This window comes from Eggerthella lenta DSM 2243 (assembly GCF_000024265.1).
In the GTDB taxonomy this organism is placed as follows: Bacteria; Actinomycetota; Coriobacteriia; order Coriobacteriales; family Eggerthellaceae; genus Eggerthella; species Eggerthella lenta.
The window spans coordinates 175462-193892 of sequence record NC_013204.1 but is presented as its reverse complement, the minus strand read 5'-3'; the positions used below and the strand labels follow the sequence as shown (position 1 = coordinate 193892).

Annotated in this window: 11 protein-coding genes and 1 tRNA gene; 5 read left to right on the top strand and 7 right to left on the bottom strand. The window is 63.1% G+C overall.

What is annotated here, in order from left to right; all coding sequences use genetic code 11:
- Positions 1–20 precede the first annotated feature (20 nt).
- Complete coding sequence (locus ELEN_RS00740) at positions 21–1739, bottom strand: glucose-6-phosphate isomerase (RefSeq protein ID WP_009609026.1); 1719 nt, start codon at positions 1737–1739, stop codon at positions 21–23.
- Positions 1740–1981: 242 nt separating this feature from the next.
- Between ELEN_RS00740 and ngr the strand changes: the two genes are divergently transcribed.
- Positions 1982–2773 (top strand): nigerythrin, encoded by a 792-nt coding sequence (gene ngr, locus ELEN_RS00735; RefSeq protein WP_015759834.1) that lies wholly within the window; start codon positions 1982–1984, stop codon positions 2771–2773.
- A gap of 561 nt (positions 2774–3334) precedes the next feature.
- Here the strand turns inward: ngr and ELEN_RS00730 are convergent.
- From ELEN_RS00730 to ELEN_RS00715, 4 genes are all read right to left on the bottom strand, one after another.
- A complete protein-coding gene (locus ELEN_RS00730; RefSeq protein ID WP_009305719.1) occupies positions 3335–4048 on the bottom strand; it encodes a LytR/AlgR family response regulator transcription factor in 714 nt (237 codons plus the stop codon).
- Positions 4049–4187: 139 nt separating this feature from the next.
- Positions 4188–5075 (bottom strand): tyrosine-protein phosphatase, encoded by an 888-nt coding sequence (locus tag ELEN_RS00725; protein ID WP_015759833.1) that lies wholly within the window; start codon positions 5073–5075, stop codon positions 4188–4190.
- A gap of 179 nt (positions 5076–5254) precedes the next feature.
- Entirely contained in the window at positions 5255–6676 is a 1422-nt protein-coding gene (locus ELEN_RS00720) for a Sapep family Mn(2+)-dependent dipeptidase (RefSeq protein ID WP_015759832.1), read from the bottom strand.
- Between the two features lie 239 nt (positions 6677–6915).
- Positions 6916–9150 (bottom strand): FAD-dependent oxidoreductase, encoded by a 2235-nt coding sequence (locus ELEN_RS00715; RefSeq protein ID WP_041691688.1) that lies wholly within the window; start codon positions 9148–9150, stop codon positions 6916–6918.
- Positions 9151–9371: 221 nt separating this feature from the next.
- Here ELEN_RS00715 and ELEN_RS00710 point away from each other — a divergent pair, with 221 nt between their 5' ends.
- The 4 genes from ELEN_RS00710 (at position 9372) to ELEN_RS00695 (ending at position 16077) form a co-directional block, all read left to right on the top strand.
- Positions 9372–10832 carry a helix-turn-helix domain-containing protein gene (locus tag ELEN_RS00710; protein WP_021409037.1) on the top strand — a complete coding sequence of 487 codons (1461 nt, stop codon included), beginning with the start codon at positions 9372–9374 and terminating at the stop codon, positions 10830–10832.
- 151 nt (positions 10833–10983) lie between these two features.
- Positions 10984–13629: an immune inhibitor A domain-containing protein gene (locus tag ELEN_RS00705; protein ID WP_015759829.1), complete on the top strand. Its 2646-nt coding sequence runs from the start codon at positions 10984–10986 to the stop codon at positions 13627–13629.
- 87 nt (positions 13630–13716) lie between these two features.
- Complete coding sequence (locus ELEN_RS00700) at positions 13717–15834, top strand: hypothetical protein (protein WP_015759828.1); 2118 nt, start codon at positions 13717–13719, stop codon at positions 15832–15834.
- 160 nt (positions 15835–15994) lie between these two features.
- A tRNA-Leu gene (locus tag ELEN_RS00695) sits at positions 15995–16077 on the top strand.
- Positions 16078–16775: 698 nt separating this feature from the next.
- On the opposite strand, the gene ELEN_RS00690 is transcribed toward ELEN_RS00695, so the two are convergent.
- Positions 16776–18113 carry a serpin family protein gene (locus ELEN_RS00690; RefSeq protein WP_015759827.1) on the bottom strand — a complete coding sequence of 446 codons (1338 nt, stop codon included), beginning with the start codon at positions 18111–18113 and terminating at the stop codon, positions 16776–16778.
- A gap of 74 nt (positions 18114–18187) precedes the next feature.
- Positions 18188–18409: a hypothetical protein gene (locus ELEN_RS00685; protein WP_009305713.1), complete on the bottom strand. Its 222-nt coding sequence runs from the start codon at positions 18407–18409 to the stop codon at positions 18188–18190.
- Positions 18410–18431 lie beyond the last annotated feature (22 nt).

The window sequence follows — 18431 nt, the reverse complement described above, 5'->3', positions numbered from 1 at the left end:
TCGTGTCGCGCGGCCGCCCGCTAAGCCGTCGGCACCGTCATGGTTTCCAGGATGTCGGAAATCACTTCAGCCAGCTGGCGCAGCGTAACGCCCGAGTTGTCGGGCAGGTGCAGGTGCACCACGCGCCGCCCGCGCTCGGCCAGCGTAACGAGGTCGCCCGACGCCTGCGCCTTGGCCAGCGAGCCCAGGCTTTCAGCCTCCTGCTTCAGCGGGATGTCCTTTAGCTCGTCGGCCGACAGGATGAGGAACACGCCGCAGTTCGGGCCGCCCTTGTGCAGCTGGCCGGTGGAGTGCAGGTAGCGCGGACCCACTTCCAGGCAGGATACCACGCCGCGCTTCTCAGCCACGCCGTGACGGATGGTTTCCAGCGCCTCGCGTCGACCCTCGCCCGTGAACGGCAAGAACGCGTTGAGCGCGAAGAAATCGCCCGGTTGAATGCTGCCCAGCAGCGCACGCAGCGCGCTGCGGACATCGGTGCAATCTTTGAAGCACGGAGACAGGCGCACTTCCACCTCGCCCATGTGCACCTCGTCGATGAAATCCTGCACGAAGTCGGGCTCGGGCTGGCCCTCCTTGAGGATGTCGAGCACCACGGCCTTCGCCGACGCCACGTCGGGCTGGTCGAAGGGGCAGATCTTCATGAGGTAGCCGCACATCGCGATGGCGTATTCCCACATCACGAAGTGCTCGGCCAGCTCTTCGACGGAGTCGATCTTGTAGTTGGCGCGCGGGATGGCCGGGTCGATGTAGGACAGGCTCATCTCGAAGTTGCGGCGCTCGTCCCACAGGTCGTTGCGCGTGAGGTACACGATGGCGCTGCGATCGCCCGGGTCTTTCTTGAGCAGCAGGGAGTCCACCTCGATGTTGGGCAGAATGCCCTGGCCGTCCTTGCCCAGGCTCTCGGCCACCAGCTGCTCGATCCACAGACCCAGAACGCGGCCGCGCTTCTGCGTGAGGAACGTGAACTTGTTGCGTCCCTGCAGGTAGTTGTCGTACAAAAACGATGCCAGGCCGATGGCCGGGTTGTCGATGGCGTCCTCGCTGCACTGGCGCTCGGCGTCGATGGCGTGCGCCATGAACTCTTCCAGGTCGATGCCCACGAGCGCCGCCGGCAGCAGGCCGAACACGGACAGCGCGGAGAAGCGCCCGCCCACGGTGGGCTGGCCGGAGAACACCGCGGCCCACCCTTCTTCGCGCGCCTGGCGCTCAAGCATGGAGCCGGGGTCGGTGATGGCCACGAGGTGCTGCACCAGCTCCTCTTCGCTGATGCGGTCGGCCACGGCGTCGCGCACGGCACGCAGGGCCAGGCGCGGCTCGATGGTGCCGCCGCTCTTCGACGAGATCACGAACAGCGTGGTCTCGGGCTTCGCTTCGGCCAAAATGGCGCGCACGCGCACGGGCGAGTCGGAGTCCAGCGTCTTGAACGTGATCTTCGACGAATCGGGCTTGTTGTATTTCGTGATGGTCATGGGCGCCTGCGTGGAACCGCCCTGGCCGATGAGCACGACCGTCTTCAGCCCTTGGGCGATGATCGAGTCGGCGAAATTCTGGATGTCGCGCAGGGAGTACGGCGAATTGCTCGCAAGGTCCGTCCATCCCATGTATTGCTCGGAGCACGCGCGCGCTTCCTCCGAGAAGTCGTACAGGCTCGCATCCTTGGCATGGATACGGCTGGCAACGCAGTCCTTCACGAGGGCTTTCGCGGAAGGATACAGTTTTTCTACATCACCGGATAGCATACAACCTTCTTTCAGCGTAATTCGCTCCATTCTAGCAAACGGTGACGAGGCTGACCATCGTGTTTGCGCTTGTGACGGAGTTGTGGACAAAGCGTGTGGGAGCGCGCCCGAGAACGAGAATCAGCGCGCAAATCCCAAGCATTCCCGTACTATTTCATTATTGATTATTTATATTAATTGATATATAGTATCGATATCAGATGGGCTGGAGAGGAGCCCATCGGGAAGACGAGGGAGGAACCATGTCCGATATTTCTAGAAGGAACCTGTTGAAGGGCGCCGCCGTCAGCGCCGTGTCCATTTCCGCGATGGGCCTGCTGGGCGCCTGCGCCGCCCCGAGCGAGCCGAAGGCCGAAACCACGACCGATCCGTCCGCCGACGGCACCGGAACCGGCAGCGGGACGAACAGCGAGTATATGGCCGAGGTGCTGGAACCCACATCCATGCCCGATGCCTCGACGGCGAGCAATTTCAACATCATCTACGACAGCAAGACCACCGTCGGCACCACCTACGAAAACCTTATGACGGCCATCGCGGGCGAGACGGGCGCCACCACCAAGTACGAGGCGTTCTCGAAGGTCGCCAAGAACGAGGGCTTCGACGTGCTGGCCCGCCTGTTCCAGTGCACCGCGGACGCCGAGAAAATCCACATCGGCCTCGAGTACGACCTGGCCAAGGAGATCGACCCCGCAACCGAGAAGCCCGAGCCGCCCGCGGTCGAGGAGCACGAGAGCGACATCAACCTGATCTCCGGCGCCAACGGCGAGATCTACGAGACCTCGGACATGTATCCCTCCTTCATCAAGAAGGCCCAGGAAGAGGGCAACAACAAGGCCGTGCAGGTGTTCACGCGCGCCAAGCTTGCCGAGGCGTATCATGCGAAGCTGTATATGGATGCGTACACCACCATCGACACCCCGTTCGACGGCAAGTACTACCTGTGCCCCATCTGCGGCTACATCCACAAGGGCGAAAACTTCACCGCCTGTCCCATCTGCCTGGCTCCGAAGTCGTCTTTCACCGCCTACTAGGCCATTACCCCACATTTCTCTGTCGGAAGCGCCCGAGGGTTCGTCTCTCGGGCGCTTTTCGCATTCTCGCATGCGATTGGAGCGATTTCCCACCTTCGCGCCTGTCCGCCGCCCGCGAACCTCGCGCCGCCCGCTGCGCGCGAACCTCTCGCCTGTCTGGTGCCGATGCGTCCCCGTCTGCCGCTTGCGGGCTTCGCGACTGTCCGCGGTTTGCGCGAACAAGTGTTTCACGTGAAACACTTGTCGTAATGCCATGCGACAAGCGAACAAATGTTTCACGTGAAACATCGCTGGGACTGCCGTCTTGAGCACAGGCAGAAGATGCCGGAACCGAAGATCCGTGCGATTATTGCAGATGATTTTATGGCCGACGCCGCACGGGATCCTTCGACTCGCTTCGCTCGCTCAGGATGACAAAGGGGGGGGCAGCGCCGCTCGGGATGACGGGGTCACTCACGCGGGGACGCAGGAGGGAAAAGCCGCTTTCCTGATGGCGCTCGTGCCAAAAAGAAAAGGGCCGACGATTCTCCGGCCCTTCGAGGTTCGTTATGCGGACGCGCCTTACAGCCCCAGCGCCTTCTTCAAAGCGGAAACTCGGCGACGGGACACGGGAATTTTCTCGTCCACGGCGTTCAGCGTGAGCAGCAGCGTACCGCCCGACACCGATTCGATCTCCTCCACCATCGAGAGATTCACCAGATAGCCGCGGTGCACGCGGAAGAAACCGTGACCGTCGAGGCGCTTCTCCAGCTGAGCCAAGCTGACCGTGGAGAAGTAACGATCCGTATCCGTTTGCAGGTACGCGTAGTCGTCGCGCGCCATGACGAAGCGGATCTTGTCGATGCCGATGAGGATTTTCTTGCCGCCCTTTTCGACGGGAATGCGCTCGGACTTCTGAGCCTGCACGTGCAGCGACACGTGCTCGCGCACGCGCGAGATAGCTTGCGACAGGCGCTCGGTTTCGACCGGCTTCACCAGGTAATCGATGGCGTTCACCTTGAACGCATCGAGGGCGAACTCGCTGTACGCCGTCACGAACACCACCGCAGGCGGGAACTTGAGGTGCTGCAGCGCCTCAGCCAGCTGCAAGCCCGTGGCTTCGGGCATGTTCACGTCGAGGAACATCACGTCGCACGGATATTCCTTCAACTTCTCGATAGCCTCGCGCACACTGGCAGCTTCGGCGACAACCTCCGTCTGCCCCAGCTCGTCAAGCAGGAACTTCAGCTCTGAACGCGCAGGAGCCTCGTCATCGACGATCATCGCTTTCAACACCTAAGCCTCCTACCCTCCGTACGTTTGCTTTCGACCATTATAAATCATGGATCACCGAAACCGGCCAAAAGCCGAAAGATAGAAGCAAGCAAACCGACGAAAGAACATCAACCACCGCTGACCATCGGTAAATCCGCCGTTACCCGCGGGGATCGTCCGTGAGGTAGCGAGCGCGCAGGGCCTCGCGCTTTTCGTCGGTGACGCTCAGCTGGTCGCGCACGTAAGCGTCGAGGCTGCCGTACTGCTTTTCCACGGCATCGAGCGCGGCGTGCAGGAAGCGCGGATCGGCGGAGTTGATCACGTGAATGCTCTTATCCAGCTTGTCGCCCAGACCGAACGAGGAAAGCGCGTCCATGATGTTCTGCGTTTCGGATTGGACGTACTTGTTCGTGGCCAGATAATCCTGCTCGACGGCCTCGCGCTTTACGCCCAACGCGTGCAGCAAGAGCGCGGCGGCCAAGCCAGCGCGATCCTTGCCGATGGTGCAGTGCCAAAGCACGGAGCCATCCTCGGCAGCCAGCACATCGTCGAAGAACTGCGCGAAGCCGCGCTGGCTCTGCTCGTCCAACATCATGCGCTCGTACACTTCCTCCATGATGCTGGCAGGGTTCTTCTGCACGGTGCGCAGCATTTTGAGCGCCTGCATCATGCCGCCCTCGCGCGTGACGCCGAATGTGGAGGCGCTCGGCACCGGCGCATCCGCGAACCGAACGCCCACCAGGCCGTCCTGTGGGTCGGGATGCTCCTTGCGCTCTTCTTCGGTGCGCAGGTCGATAACCGTGCGCACCTGGTAGTCGTCAAGCAGCACTTCGAGGTCGCGGGCGGTGGCATGGTCGAGCGCACCCGAGCGCAGCAGGCGCGCATGCTTCACGTAGCGCCCGTCGTCCGTGGGCAGGCCTCCCACGTCGCGCGTGTTTGGCAGACCCTCAAGCACGATGCGGCCGCCTTCTTCGCTCTCGAGGCCTTCGGCCGGAGCAATGCCGATAGCAGGGGCGAAATCGGTGGGGACAGTATCCAGTTGGGACATGGGAAAAGCCTTTCGACGACGATGATGAGCGCGCAGCCGGAAGCGTTTTGTCGGCGCTAGCCGGGGGGGCTTCCGGCTAGCGCCTCACGGAATCCTTCGATTCCGCGCTTCGCGCTGCGCTCAGGATGACGACCGGGGCGGAGCGCGTCAAATCACCCGTCCCCTTGACACACCCTTCGCTATTGCAGGTCGAGCTGCATGAGCTTGTCCAGCGTGAGCGCGTAGATCTTGAAGGACTGCTTCAGCAGGTCCTCGCTGACGCCCTCGTCCGGACCGTGCATCATGCCAACCCATTCGGGATCCTCAACCCACGGCTTTTCGGGACCGAAGCTGGCACCGCTCTTGAACTCGCGCGCGTACGTGCCGCCGCCCATGGTGAACGGCTTCGCGTCCTCGCCGGTGGCCTCGTTGTACGCGTTCAGCAGCGCCTGGATCACAGGGCTGTCGGGCTTTACGAGGAACGGCTCCATAAGCAGCGTGTTCTCAAACGAGCCGCCGATCTCGCTCGCCAGCTGGCGCAGGCGCTCGGTGATCTCGTCGGCCGTGATGGACGTGGGGAACCGACTGTCGAGCGTCTGCACAAAGCGGTCGTCCTCGATTTTGATGGTGCCGCCGATGACGGTGAGCGGGCCGAAGTACTCGTCGGAGCTCTTGATGCCGATGCCGCTGCCGTCGGTATGATTGAGCAGCTTCTGGTCGAGCTCGAAGAACGCGCGCTCGTCGGCGGTGCACAGGTCGTGCTCCAGCAGGTAGTCCACGATGAGGCCGATGGCGTTCACGCCTCCTTCGGGCATGGAGGCGTGCGCTCCTTTGCCGGCCGCAGTGATCTTCGCGCGGCCTTCGCCGTCGGCCGCAACGGTAATGCGATCAGTATTCGGCAGGTCGGCAGCGTCGGCCTTCACCACGGCCTCGGCGATGCCGGGCACCGCGTTCGTGGCCGCGCCGCCCGTGAACTCCAGCACGATGCGGTCGGCGATGGGCTTGCTGATCAGCTCGCCGTCGTAGCCACCCTTCTCGCCGTAGCACACGGGGAACTCGGCATCGGGCGTGAACAGGAACGCCGGATCGTCGTAATGCTTGTGGTAGTAGGCCACGTCGGCCATGCCGGATTCTTCGTTCGCGCCGAACAGGAAGCGGACGGTGTAGGGGAACTGAGGAGCCTCGCCGGCGTCCTGCAAGTCCTTCCAGAACTTCATGGCGTGCAGCGCCACCACGCTGGGGCCCTTGTCGTCGAGCGTGCCGCGACCGACGAGGTAGCCTTCCTTGCGCGTGACCGCGTACGGCTCGAAGTTCCAGCCGGGACCGGCGGGAACCACGTCCATGTGGCCGATGATGCCCAGCTGCGTGTCGCTCTTGCCGGGGAAGTCGGCGAACCCGATGTAGCCCTCGGCATCGTGCGTCTTGAATCCCATGTCGGAGGCCATTTCAAGCGCGGCTTCCAGCGCCTCCTTCGGGCCGGGGCCGAACGGAGCGCCTTCGGTCGCCTTGTCCGATTCCTCGAAGCTGGGGATGCGGACGAGCGTCTCGATGTCTTCGACCATCGTCTCCCAATTTTCCTCGAGATACGCGTCGATCTTCCTGGTCAGTTCAGCATGTTCCATGGCAAATTCGCCTCTCTATTCGAGTGCGTCGGCTTCGAAAGCGGCCGAAACGCCGCGTTCGCACGTAGATACTTTCATTATGATGCTTGCGGCTGCGGTGCGCTAGGCCGTCATCCATCTGTTGACCGAAACGCCAAGCGACCCCACGCACGCATGCATGGGGTCGCTTGGACGAAAACCCTTCATCGGCCCGTCCGCTAGGAGGGAAGGGAGAGGGCGGGGAGCCGAAAAGGTGCGTTTTAGAGAGCTCGCGCCACGTCGTTTCCGCTGCGGATAGCAAGGGCGATGTTGAAAGGCTCGTTGCAATCGCCGATAGCATAGGTCTCGGAAACGGAGATGCCGTCGAGCAGAGCGGTGTTCGGCTCCATCTCGGCGCCATCGATGACGGCGTCGCAATCGATGGTCACGTTCGTGCCCACTTCGGTGGCGATGGTGACCTGGCCGTCGCCGATCTGCTTGATGGACGCCCCCGGGTACACCTTCACGCCCAGCGAATAGAGCGCCGTGGTCATGAAGCGCATCGCATGCTGGGACTGCTGCATGTCGAGGTCTTTGTTGGCGCTCGGCGTGACGATGGTGACGTGCTTCTTGCGCACGGTAAGCCAGAGCGCGCAATCGAACGCCTGGGCATTCGAGCCGTACACGACGACGTTCTCCCCCATGTCGGCGGTCATGAACGAGTCGAAATCGATGACGGGGACGCCGCCGCTCACATCGAGCTTGGTGCGCGTGCCGCCCACTGCCAGGATGACCGCGTCGGGCGCCTCGGAGTCGATGAGGGCCTGATCGACCTCCTTGTTCAGCGTGACGTTCACGCCGGCGATCTCAAGCTGTCGCTCCAGGTAGGCTGCAAGGTCGTCGAGGTTCTCGTGCGGGCCCTTCACCATGCTCGCGAACCCCAGCATGCCGCCCAGAGAACCGGTCTTCTCGAACATCGACACTTGATGGCCGCGCAACGCCGCAATGCGCGCAGCCTCCATGCCGGCGGGGCCGCCGCCGACCACCATGACCTTCTTCGGGGAGGATGCCGGCTCAAGCTCGTAGGTGGCCGGCCCCTGCTCGGTCATAACGCGCTGGGTGAGCGCGTTGACGCGGCAATACCCCATCATGCGGTTCAGCTGGTTGCTGCCGATATGGCAGTGCAGGCAGCGCGTGCACGGGGCGATCTCGTCCGCGCGGCGTTCGCGAAGTTTGTTCACATACTCGCTGTCGACGGTGATCGGGCGGTTCATCAGGAAGAAGTCCACCTTGCCGTCGGCAAGCGCCTGCTCGAAGAAGTCGGGGGCGTGCGCCGGATCCATATAGGTGACCGTGCCGCAGGGGATCTTCACCGCTTCCTTGTAGCGCGCGACGACGTCGATCAGCATGCCGGCGCCGCTGTGGCTTCCGTCAAGCTGGCCCTGGAAGTGGCGGCTGAAATCCCATTGGGTGCCGTAGCCGGTCGCGCCCTCAATGCCGTTCAGGATGAAGTACAGATCGCTGGCGAACTGACAGGGGTGGTTTCCCAGAGGGCCCAGGCGCAGGTGCATGGAATCGCAGCCGGCGGCCTCGAACAGCTTCGCGAACTCGATGCCCTCTTCGACCGTGATCACGAGGTTGCTGGGAGCGGTCAGGGTGTTGTCGAGGTCCATGAGCGTCGCGTTGTTGGTGAGGTTGTCGTTTTCCTCGACGCAATCGATGAGCATCTGCACGACGAAGTCGTCGCCGCAAGCAGCCTTGATCTTCGCGATGCACTCGGTGACGAAGCGGGCGCGATCCTCCAAGCTGCCGATGCCGTACTGGTCGGTGCGCGTGTTGTGGAAGCGCGAGAGGAAGTGCTCGCCGATGTTGAAGCCGGCCGCGTTGATTTCGAGCGCCTTGAAGCCCATGCCCTGGATGGTTTGCGCAAGGCTGACGCCGACATCCTCGATCTTCACGATGTCGTCGACCGAAAGCTCGGCCACATCGCCGCCCATGTACGCCCATTGCAAGCCGAGCGACGTGCCGTACTGCGCGCACTCGTCGACCAAACGCTTGCAGAAGTCAGCCGCATCGGGCGCGGCCTCGTCCCCGGCGATAAGGGATCCCAGTTCGCCCTCGACCCAGATGAACTCGACGCCGCCCTTCGCCATATTGACGTAGTACTGGAAGAATTCCTCGGTGAGGCCGGCCAGATACGTCGCCGATCCGGCGGCGGACTTGATCATGCGATGGCTCGACTCGATGGAGCCGATCTTGATCGGCGAGAAGAGCGTGCTGAAATCCGTGGTGTTCTGGCGGTAATCGGTATCCTGCGGGTTGACGTACGATGCCGCGATGAACTCGGTGTCGTTCGCGGCCGCCCCGTTTGCGCCCGCCGCCTTGCCGCCATTGCCCGTGGCCGCCGCGGAATCGTTGGCCGCCGGAGCGCAGCCGGCCAGCCCCGCCCCTGCGGCGGCTATACCCGCAACTCCGAGCCCCGCGAGAAAGCTTCGCCTGGTTAATTCGGTTCCCATGATGCATCCTCCCTGCATGTCGTTTTGGTTCTTGCTCGAAAGCAACTCCATCGCCCCTTCGGCGACCGCCTCAGACTACGCAAGACACGGGCATTTTTCCTCACATGCGGCATGTGAAATGAGGGGAAACGAGGCCTCACGCCCCACATGGCACGGGCGGTTTTGCCCAGAACCGTTACAATAGGCGCGGGGACTCAAAGCGTTCGCGACGGGGGGGCAGAGTGGGACATCGCATCATCATGTATTTCGGCTTGGCGCTCGCCCTGCTCGTCGGATTGTTCACGCTCTGGGGCGGACTCTCCTTGGGCGGCCTCACGCGCCTGGGAATACCCGAAATACTGAAATACTGGTCGATTCCCCTGCTCATAGCGCTTGGGTTGACGTTCTTCTCGGTTCTAGCGAAACGCAAGCCGCCGACAAAGCGCTGTTCGAGCGCAGCTGCGGTGGCGGCAGGCGTCTTCGTTTTGGGCGGGTACGCCGTTCTGTTCATGGAGACGACGGGGGTTCTGCGCCTTGCAACGGTGAGCACATCGGCGATTCTGGTAGGCGTGGGATACGGTCTTCTCTCGTTAGTTTGGCAGCATCGCCTATCGTCGCTTGCGTTCGACGACGTAGTGAAAACGCTGCTGTTCGCCCTGGTCATCCAATCGGCAGGCTACCTGCTGCTATTCGCGCTCTTGCAAGACCGCACGTGGATGGTCTTCCCCTTCCTTGTCGCGTTGGCGGTCGTTTTCTGCCTTATCACCCTCCGTCTTCCCAAGTCGAACGAAGATCGCCGCACGAACTCGAAAAGGCGAAAGGGAGCCTTGAAGAGCGCGGTTGCCGAGCTGAGCGATCCGCTGCTGTGCGTATGCGCCATCGCCTTCGCCGTTGCCCTGACGCGAGCCATCACGCTCGACGGGATAGAGCGAACCGACGCGATCAACCTCATCGCCAGCGGCTGTATCATAGTCGTCGCGCTCGCCCTCTACGGCATATGGTTCGTGTTGGGAGACGATCGCGCGCCGTTCAAAAAGCTGAGCATTCTCGGACTCTACCGAGCGTTCTTCCCGATCATCGTCACGGCGCTCTTGGCGCTCTCGATCGTGGGCAATTCGCTGGCGCTTTCGGTTGCGACCTTGGTGTACGTGCTGTTCACATTTGTTTCGGTGTTCATCATGTCAACCAGCATCTCCGTAGCTCGCGCACATAGCGTGCCGGCGACCTCCGTGTACGGAGCATTCGCAGGAGCCACGTACTTCGTCTTTGCGGCGGCGACCGCGTTGGGAGCATGGGTGTACTACCCGCGAAACTTCGGCGCAGCCACGCTTTCGGTCATCGTTCTGTTCGTGTTCTACATCCTGGCGATGTCGTATGCGGCCATCCAGGCGCGCAAGAAGCGCCGAGGGGAGGATGCCACAACGCGAAACCCGGTCGAAGCGAAAGCCACGGTTGTCGATGGGGTTTCGGAGCGGTGCGCGGTCCTGTCGCAGCAACACGGCCTCACGGCGCGAGAAAACGACACGTTGCTGCTGCTGGCAAAGGGAAGGGACGTTCCCAGCATCGCGAAGCAGCTGTTCATATCGGAGAACACGGTGCGATCGCACAGCAAGAGCATCTACAAGAAGCTGGACATCCACTCCAAGCAGGAGCTGCTGGACCTCTTGGAGACGATCGAGCTTGCATACGAGAACGACCGCTGAGCCGGCGCGTCTCGCGATGCTCCCCATTTGAAGTATTTGCAGCAGCCGCGCTCCGTCCGGAATACCTCCCGCGGCGAACGGCGGCTTTACGCTGTGGTATTCTGACGCTATCGATACGCAAAAAGCAGCTCCCCGTTGAAGAGAGGGAATTATGCAACGAAAGACCGGCGAACCGGCCCGCACGGTAAGGCGCGCCCCGCTTCTCGTCTTCTTCATGCTAGCTTTCTCGCTGTGCCTCGCGCCCAGCGCGGCTTATGCCGGGCCCGCCCTGGAGATCGAGCAGGGCTACGTCCAGCCCGACGGAGCGACCTTCCAGGCCGGGCAGCGCGGCGACGAGTTCTTCCACTACGTGCGGACGACCGAGGGTCTCCTCGTTCAGAAGAGCCCCGCCGACCAGACGTGGTATTACGTGACAAGCGAGGGCTTCGGCCTCGCGCTCGGGCCGCGCGCCGACGAGGCCGCACCGGCGAACGCTCTGGCGCCCTCGGTGCTGGCAAACGATACCGGCAAGATGGCCTACTCCGCGCTGGGCGGAGGCGCCTACGTCCCCCGGGACCGGGGCGTCGGCGAGGCGGTGACGCTCTCCGACATCGAGGCCGCGCAGGCCGCGTCCGGCGCAGGCGCCCGAAACGCGCGGTCGGTCGCGCAGACCGAGACCTCCCTGCCGCTGATCACCATCGTCATCGGGTTCGCAGGCGACGAGGGCACGAACCTCGGCCCCGACGACATCGTCACGGGACCGGACGGGTCGACGTGGAAGGCCTCGGAGCAGCGCTACCGCGACGACTACGATTGGAACAGGCTGCTCTACAGCGGTGAGAACAGCATCACCAACTACTACGCCACCATGTCGAACGACAAGTTCTCCTGGACACCGGCGACCGAGGAGACCAGCGCGTACGGGGAGGGCGGCAACACCAACGCGTACGACGCGCCCGGCGACGGCGTGATCCACGTGACGCTCGACCGCAATCACGGCAACTGGAAAGGGGCGGAATTCATGAGCCCCGAGGCCAAAGACCAGCACGACGCGTACGTCGACGCGCTCAACGAAGCCTCCCAGTACATAGACTTCGCAACCTACGACGCGAACGGCAACGGCGTGCTCGAACCGACCGAAGTCTGCCTGCTGTTCATCGTGGCGGGCTATGAATCCTCGGGAGGCGAAATCGATCCGTCAACCTGGGCCTGCCGATGGCAGCTGTCCAGCATGGACAAGGACAGCTTCGCACCCGCAACGATCGTCAACCCCATCACGCACAGCGAAATCGTGGTCGACGACTACATCACCATGGGAGAAATCCTTACGAACGACGTCGTCACCGCTCAGCCCATGCCCACGAGCACCGTCGCGCACGAACTGGGACATTACCTGGGACTGCCCGACCTGTACGATGTCAACTACACCTCGTATGATCCCGATGCGACCGTCGACCAATTTCCCTGGTTGGCCTACGACGTGGGAGAAATCAGCTTGATGGCAGGCGGATCGTGGGGCAACTACATTGCCGATAGCGGCGAAACTGTCTTCGTCCCCGTCAGCTTCGACCCCTTCTGCTTGGAACAGCTCGGCTACATAGAGCCCGTCGAGGTAGCCGCCGACGGCACGTACGACGTCTCCACGCTCTGGAGCGACGAGGGCTACCGGTGCCTGCGCGTCCCCACCAGCACCGAAGGCGAGTACTATCTGGTGGAGAACCGCCAGTACGAGAGCTTCGACCGGGGATTGACGTCCTCGTACCGCGCCGAACGCCATAAAGACAAGCCGCAATACTACAACGAAACGGGCGGCGTCGTCATCTGGCATATCGACCAGGGAATCGTGGATGCGCGCGGCACGACCGCCGACGATCCCCTTTTGGGTAACACCGTGAACACGGTCGACCACCGTCCGGGCGTCATGCCCGTCTATCCGGAGAATACGGAGTATCGGGACGGCCAGGCACTTTACACTCGCCCGTTCTTCAACGCCAACGCCTGCGAGACGTTCGGCATGGAGGGCAACGTCGTTCCGCTGCTGCAGTACGACGGCTGCAACACGCCCGCCGAGCGCGTGGACTCCGGCATCGTCCTCTCGGTGGGCGACGCTGTGGCCGACGTCATGAGCGTGACGGTGGACCTGCCCGAGCCGGACCAGCCGGGCGGCGGCTACGAGGAGAGCTCGCACGTCGGCGAGATCGCCGGATCGCGCGTGGAAGTGTCGGGATCGTTCCCCGCAGGCGCCGAGCTCTCCTTGGCGCTCTCGGCCCTGACCGATGAGCAGAAGGCCGAAATGGCAAAGGCGTCCGACCAGCTGGGCGCGCTCATCGTCAGCGCTGACGCGTCGGTGGTGGACGCGGCGACCGGCGAGAATGCCGCGCACGAAGGCAAGCTCTCCGTGTCGTTCTCGGTCGACAAGCGCTACGAGGGAGAAAGCGTCTGGATGGTCCACCGGAAAGCCGACGGCTCGCTCGAAACGGCGAAGGTTGCGGTGGAAAACGGTCTTGCGAGCATGACCGTCGATGAGCTGTCGCCGTTCGCCGTGTTCGAGCAGAAGGCGGCGGGCCCGGCTGACGAAGACGGGAACAAGCCGGGCGGCAGCCCCTCCGACGGGAACGGCGCGCCTTCTTCCGGCGAGCCCGACGGCGAAGAGCCCTCCGGCGACACGCAGGTCGAACCGCTGCCCGGCAAGGCGCTCGCCTCCACCGGCGACAGCGCGGCGGCACCCGCTGCCCTCGCGCTGGCGATAGCCGCCGCCGTTGCGGCGATGATCGCGCAGATAAAGCTTCGCCGCCGCCACGATTCGCAGACGCAATAGCAGCAGCCCCTCGCCCGGCACTCCTCAGAAGCGGCCATAGCCGTGCTATACTCGCTTTCTCGCACGCCCGGAAAAGAAAGAGCCCCTATGCTGCGCACGAGGTCACGCTCGAACGGCATCGTCGCGATCGCAATCGCTTTCGCGCTCGCTGCAAGCAATCTCGCCTTCGCGCCTCAGCCCGCGCATGCGCAACCCGAGGCGAACGAAGTCGTCATCGTGCAGAACATGACGCCCATCGGCAGCGCCGAGGAATACGACGCGCTGTTCCCGTCCGGCTACCCGAGTGCCGACAAGCCCCTTTCGGCCGGAAATGAAGGCGAATCGACCGACGAGGGCGCAACCGGGGAAACGCCCCTTTGCGGCGCGCGCTCTTTTGCGCCAAGCGATGCCGAGACGATGTCCTCGCTGAAGCAGCAGATCGCCGCTGACGAACCTCGCATCACGACTGCCGAGAAAACCGATTACCAGGTAGGCGATTCGAAGACGTTTCGCGCCGCAGGCCGTCCGGAAGGATTCACGGCCACGGCAGTGGCTGTCGGAGAGCTGTTCACCCTGTGGGTCGAGGACGCGGAGTCCGACATGCTCCCCGCAGATCTGGTGCAAAGGCTGGCTGGCAAGATCGACCCCGTTCTTCGAAAAGTAACGGACGCCTTCGGGTCGACGGTTCGCGTCGATTTGGACGGCGACGGGAAAACCGCGTTCGTCTTCCACCGATTCCCGCCGGAGACGGAGGTGCTGGACGGCTATTTCACCTCGATCGACTTGTACACACCCGAGCAGCTGACGGCTGCAGACCTGATCGAAGAGGCCTCCTACACCAACGCTATGGACGTGCTGCACCTCAACGTGCTGAACCGAAAGTCGTTGGAGGGCGTGGGCGAGTTCGACGAGAGCCTCGTCCCGCCGATGATCGCCCACGAATTCCAGCACCTGGTGAACTTCGCGCAGACAGACGGCTCCAGCGAAGCATGGCTCAACGAGGCGTTCTCCCAAGCGGCCGTGGCCATCGCAGGATACGGCTCCACCCAGAAAACCCGAGCTCAGAACTTGGCCGTGATGGTCAACCTCAGCGGCCGCATTCCCCCGTTCGTATACGAGGGGAGCTTCGTGCCGGACGCTTCTCTGGGCGCAGGAGGAACAGCGGTGTACGCGCACGGTTACCTGTTCTCGCGCTATCTCGCCAACCAAACCCGCGGGCTTCCCGGAGGCGGAGACAGCGTGTACCGATCGGTGTTCGACGCGATGCGGGACGAGCGAGGGCTGGGTCAGTGCACGTCGGAGAGCCTGATGGCCGCACTCGACAACATCGGGTACGCGGGCGTCGGCGACGACTGCGCCGTGGCCAGCCTGGACGACCTTGCCCTCGGTTACGCGACGGCGCTTTTCCTGCGCGAGGAAACGGGCCCGCACAGCTTGGTGAACCGCGCAGGATCCAATCCGTCCATCGTGGACGGGTTGGAAGTTCCCCTGCTTTCCGTGCCGGAACCCTCCAAGTCGCTGCAAGGAGGCGGCTCGGCGACGATAGCCTCACTGGCAGCCTCGGGAGCGCCGGGTGCGAACGCCGGGTCCGGCACCCAAACGAAGTTCGCCACCTCTTCGCTGCCTGTTTCCTATAAGATAGCGGCAAACCCGTCGAGCGGACCGGTGAAGCCGGGAAGCCAGATCGCACTGAGCTCGCCTCAGCTGGCAAGCCTCCCCGGCGCGCATTACGAGGTTGCGACCCTCACCACCTACGAGCAGATCCTCAACTTGAGCGCGCCCTTCCTGCCGCTGGAAGACCCGCTGCTGTTCGAGCCGGGCGTTTTGGCGTACGCGGTACGCATCGCAAGCGACCGCGGAACGACGCCCCACACCGTATTCGGCTTTTACGAAACCGCCGAACCAGACGAGGGCGAAGGCGACCAGGGCAACGATCCGTCCGGCGGCACTCCCCCGTCGGACGATGCCGGAGACGCGCCTTCCGGCGGGGATCAGCCTTCGGGGGGCAGCCCCTCAAGCGACGGCGCGCAGCATCCCGGCAGCGCGCCCGATGACAACGGCACCGACGACGCGCGGATCCGCCAGATGCCCGCAAAAGCGCTCGCCGCCACCGGCGATGGAGAGGCACCGATCGCCGCCCTCGCACTGGCAGCCGCGGCAAGCCTGTGCTGCATGGCGCTCGCACGATGCGCGAAGAAACGGAGCGTCGGCTCCCCAGCAAGGTGACAAGAGACTGCGCCGATCGAGCCATCTCGAACCCGCAGCCGAGCTCGGCGGGTTCGATCGAGCTTGACGCATGAAGGCTTGACGACGTATTCGCAATCGCGGACTCGACGCTATTTTCTACTCGATGCTTTGATCGAATTCCGGTATACTGTCATCCTGCGCCCGAGTGGCGGAATGGCAGACGCGGCGGTCTCAAAAACCGTTGTCTTAGACGTGCGGGTTCAAATCCCGCCTCGGGCACCACTTCGCAGATGAACGAGCTCCAGAAACCTTGCGTTTCAGGAGCTCGTTTTGCATCGCGACCCTAGCACGAGCGACGCGACCGCCGTCCCGCTGCTGCAGTACGGCGGTTGCGTCGCGCCCGACGGCTGACGCAGACGTGACGCAACGGCATCGGCCCGGGTGCGCGAAAGCCGGAAGCGCCTTGCGAGCAAACGGCGTACTGCCTACAATAGCAGGCGAGCCGCAGGGAGCTGGTTACTCCCCACGGCTCTCGAACCCGCTTCGGCGGTTCGGATTCTATTTTGGACCCGGGTCGTCCCCTTGCTGGGACGACCGGGGTTCTTCTTTCGACCGCGCTTGAAGAATCAGCGAGGCCGTCTCCACCGACAGACTACCGAAAGCAGCTATCAAGCAAAGAACGCGCTTTCCCCCGCCGCATCCGCAAGGGCGCTTAACGGGTCACTGCACACGAGCCGGCTCGCAAGAAGCGCACGCAGTGCGCCGCTGAGTGGCGGCGTTGCGGGCAAAGCATGTTTCGAATAGTAAACCGAACGAGTGTTTCACGTGAAACATCGGCATCGAAGGATCCCACCGGGACGGGACGGGACGGGACGGGACGGGACGGGACGGGACGGGACGGGACGGGACGGGACGGGACGGGACGGGCGCTCTGTCAGGCGCCGTGCAGCCGGCGGACGACTGCACGGCAAGCTGTCAGGCTACGCAGCCGGATTGCCGCACACGCCCATGAACAGCGGGACGCCGTGCGACGACGTGATCTGGAACAGGAACGGGCGGTCGAGCCGCAGCTCCACTTCCTCGCCTTCGGGAATCATCGCCGATGTGGCGCTGATTCCCATATCCGTGTACGCACTGGCTTCGGCGCCCTCCTCATCCCAGGAGATATGGCTTTCCTGCTTCACCATCGAGATGAAGGCCGGGGTGGCCGTAAGGTTCGAGAAATCCGCCTTGTCGCTAAACGGCGTCTTCATACCCAAGCGCTCGAGAGCCGGAATCAGATCAAGTTCGGTATCGAAGGCGACCTTGGGCACCACGTAGGTTATGAAGCCGTACTCGTCCTCGTTCGCGTCAACGGCAAAAGCCTGGGCCAAGCGCTGCTCATCGGCAAGCAGGTCGTCCACCGACACGCCTTCGGCCGGCAGCACGAACGTCATCATCGTGCCGCCCGTGAACGCCAGACGTGCGCGCAGGAAGTCGTCGGTCTGGCGAAAGCCTTGCAGCGAGTCGATACGCTGCGTCATGAACTGGGTTTCGACGTCGCCCGATGCGGCGTGAAACACGGCGGGCGCGGTGTTCGCCGCATCGAACGTATCCATCCAACCGCCTTTGAAGTACACCGCGTTGATGATGGACAGCAGAAGGTCGCTCTCGGTTTTCACCTGGGGGTCGATGGTGCCGCCCGTATTCTCGGAAATCCATGCGGCCATGGCCTGGTCGGCAGCGTCAGTGCCGAACTCCACCGAAAACGGCGTGGCGTAGAACTGACCGATCGCCGTGTCGATGAACGATTGCTCGAAGGAGGCGTCCTTCGCCATCCATATGGAATTCGCCAGATCGACCGTGGAGAAAGGATCGGTTGTCAGCACGCGGAACAGGTTGCCGCACTGCTGGGGCACGTCGACGGTGCTGGGCGCACCCAGCACCGAGGCGATCTCGTCGCGCGTCTGACCCGCAGCGCCTTCGTTCGCAAGCGCCAGGGCGTAGTACAAACTGAGCGGAGAATACATGCGGTTCGCCTTGGCATCGTCCGCGCCGTCGCCCAACACCGAAGCGGTGCTGCGGTAGGCGAACGCTGCAAGCGAGTCTACGAAGGATTGATCGATCGGGTTCTGCTCGAGCGCGTCCAGCCATGCTTCGGGATTGTTCTCAGACGCCTTCTGAGGGATAGCAGGCTGCGCCACGGCGAACTGGCTCGTCGTACGTTGTTGCGCGCATGCGCTCAACAACGTGCCGGCTGCCAGCAGCGTCACCAGCACTGCAGCCAACGCGATCGTCTTTCCTGCAAGGCTTTCGCCCCGCTTCGCCCGTCCATCCATGGCGTTCCCTCCATTCGGCTATTTGATCCGTCAAAGGGTAACACGATCGAAGCGGCCGAATTGTCGGGAACGCGTTAAAACAGCATGCCCAGAAACGCCGCGATGCCTCCCGTCACGACCATGACAACCCACACGATGAGCCAGAACAGGCAGCCGAACCAGGCGAACAGCTTGCCGCCCTCGCTCCAACCCCAACCATCCTTGCCCATGAACCATGCGGCCAACACGCCGAACAGGCCGCCGAAGAGGCCGACGCAGAAGTAGCCGAATTTTGCCAAACCGGATATCTCGCGCATGAGACGCTCCTTTCGCTTCCTG

Bases quoted from the DNA above. Each gene is read 5' to 3' on its own strand.
- ELEN_RS00700 (WP_015759828.1), top strand. From the start codon at position 13,717: ATGCTGCGCACGAGGTCACGCTCGAACGGCATCGTCGCGATCGCAATC.
- ngr (WP_015759834.1), top strand. From the start codon at position 1,982: ATGTCCGATATTTCTAGAAGGAACCTGTTGAAGGGCGCCGCCGTCAGC.
- ELEN_RS00720 (WP_015759832.1), bottom strand. From the start codon at position 6,676: ATGGAACATGCTGAACTGACCAGGAAGATCGACGCGTATCTCGAGGAA.
- ELEN_RS00725 (WP_015759833.1), bottom strand. From the start codon at position 5,075: ATGTCCCAACTGGATACTGTCCCCACCGATTTCGCCCCTGCTATCGGC.
- ELEN_RS00705 (WP_015759829.1), top strand. From the start codon at position 10,984: ATGCAACGAAAGACCGGCGAACCGGCCCGCACGGTAAGGCGCGCCCCG.
- ELEN_RS00715 (WP_041691688.1), bottom strand. From the start codon at position 9,150: ATGGGAACCGAATTAACCAGGCGAAGCTTTCTCGCGGGGCTCGGAGTT.
- ELEN_RS00740 (WP_009609026.1), bottom strand. From the start codon at position 1,739: ATGCTATCCGGTGATGTAGAAAAACTGTATCCTTCCGCGAAAGCCCTC.
- ELEN_RS00685 (WP_009305713.1), bottom strand. From the start codon at position 18,409: ATGCGCGAGATATCCGGTTTGGCAAAATTCGGCTACTTCTGCGTCGGC.
- ELEN_RS00690 (WP_015759827.1), bottom strand. From the start codon at position 18,113: ATGGATGGACGGGCGAAGCGGGGCGAAAGCCTTGCAGGAAAGACGATC.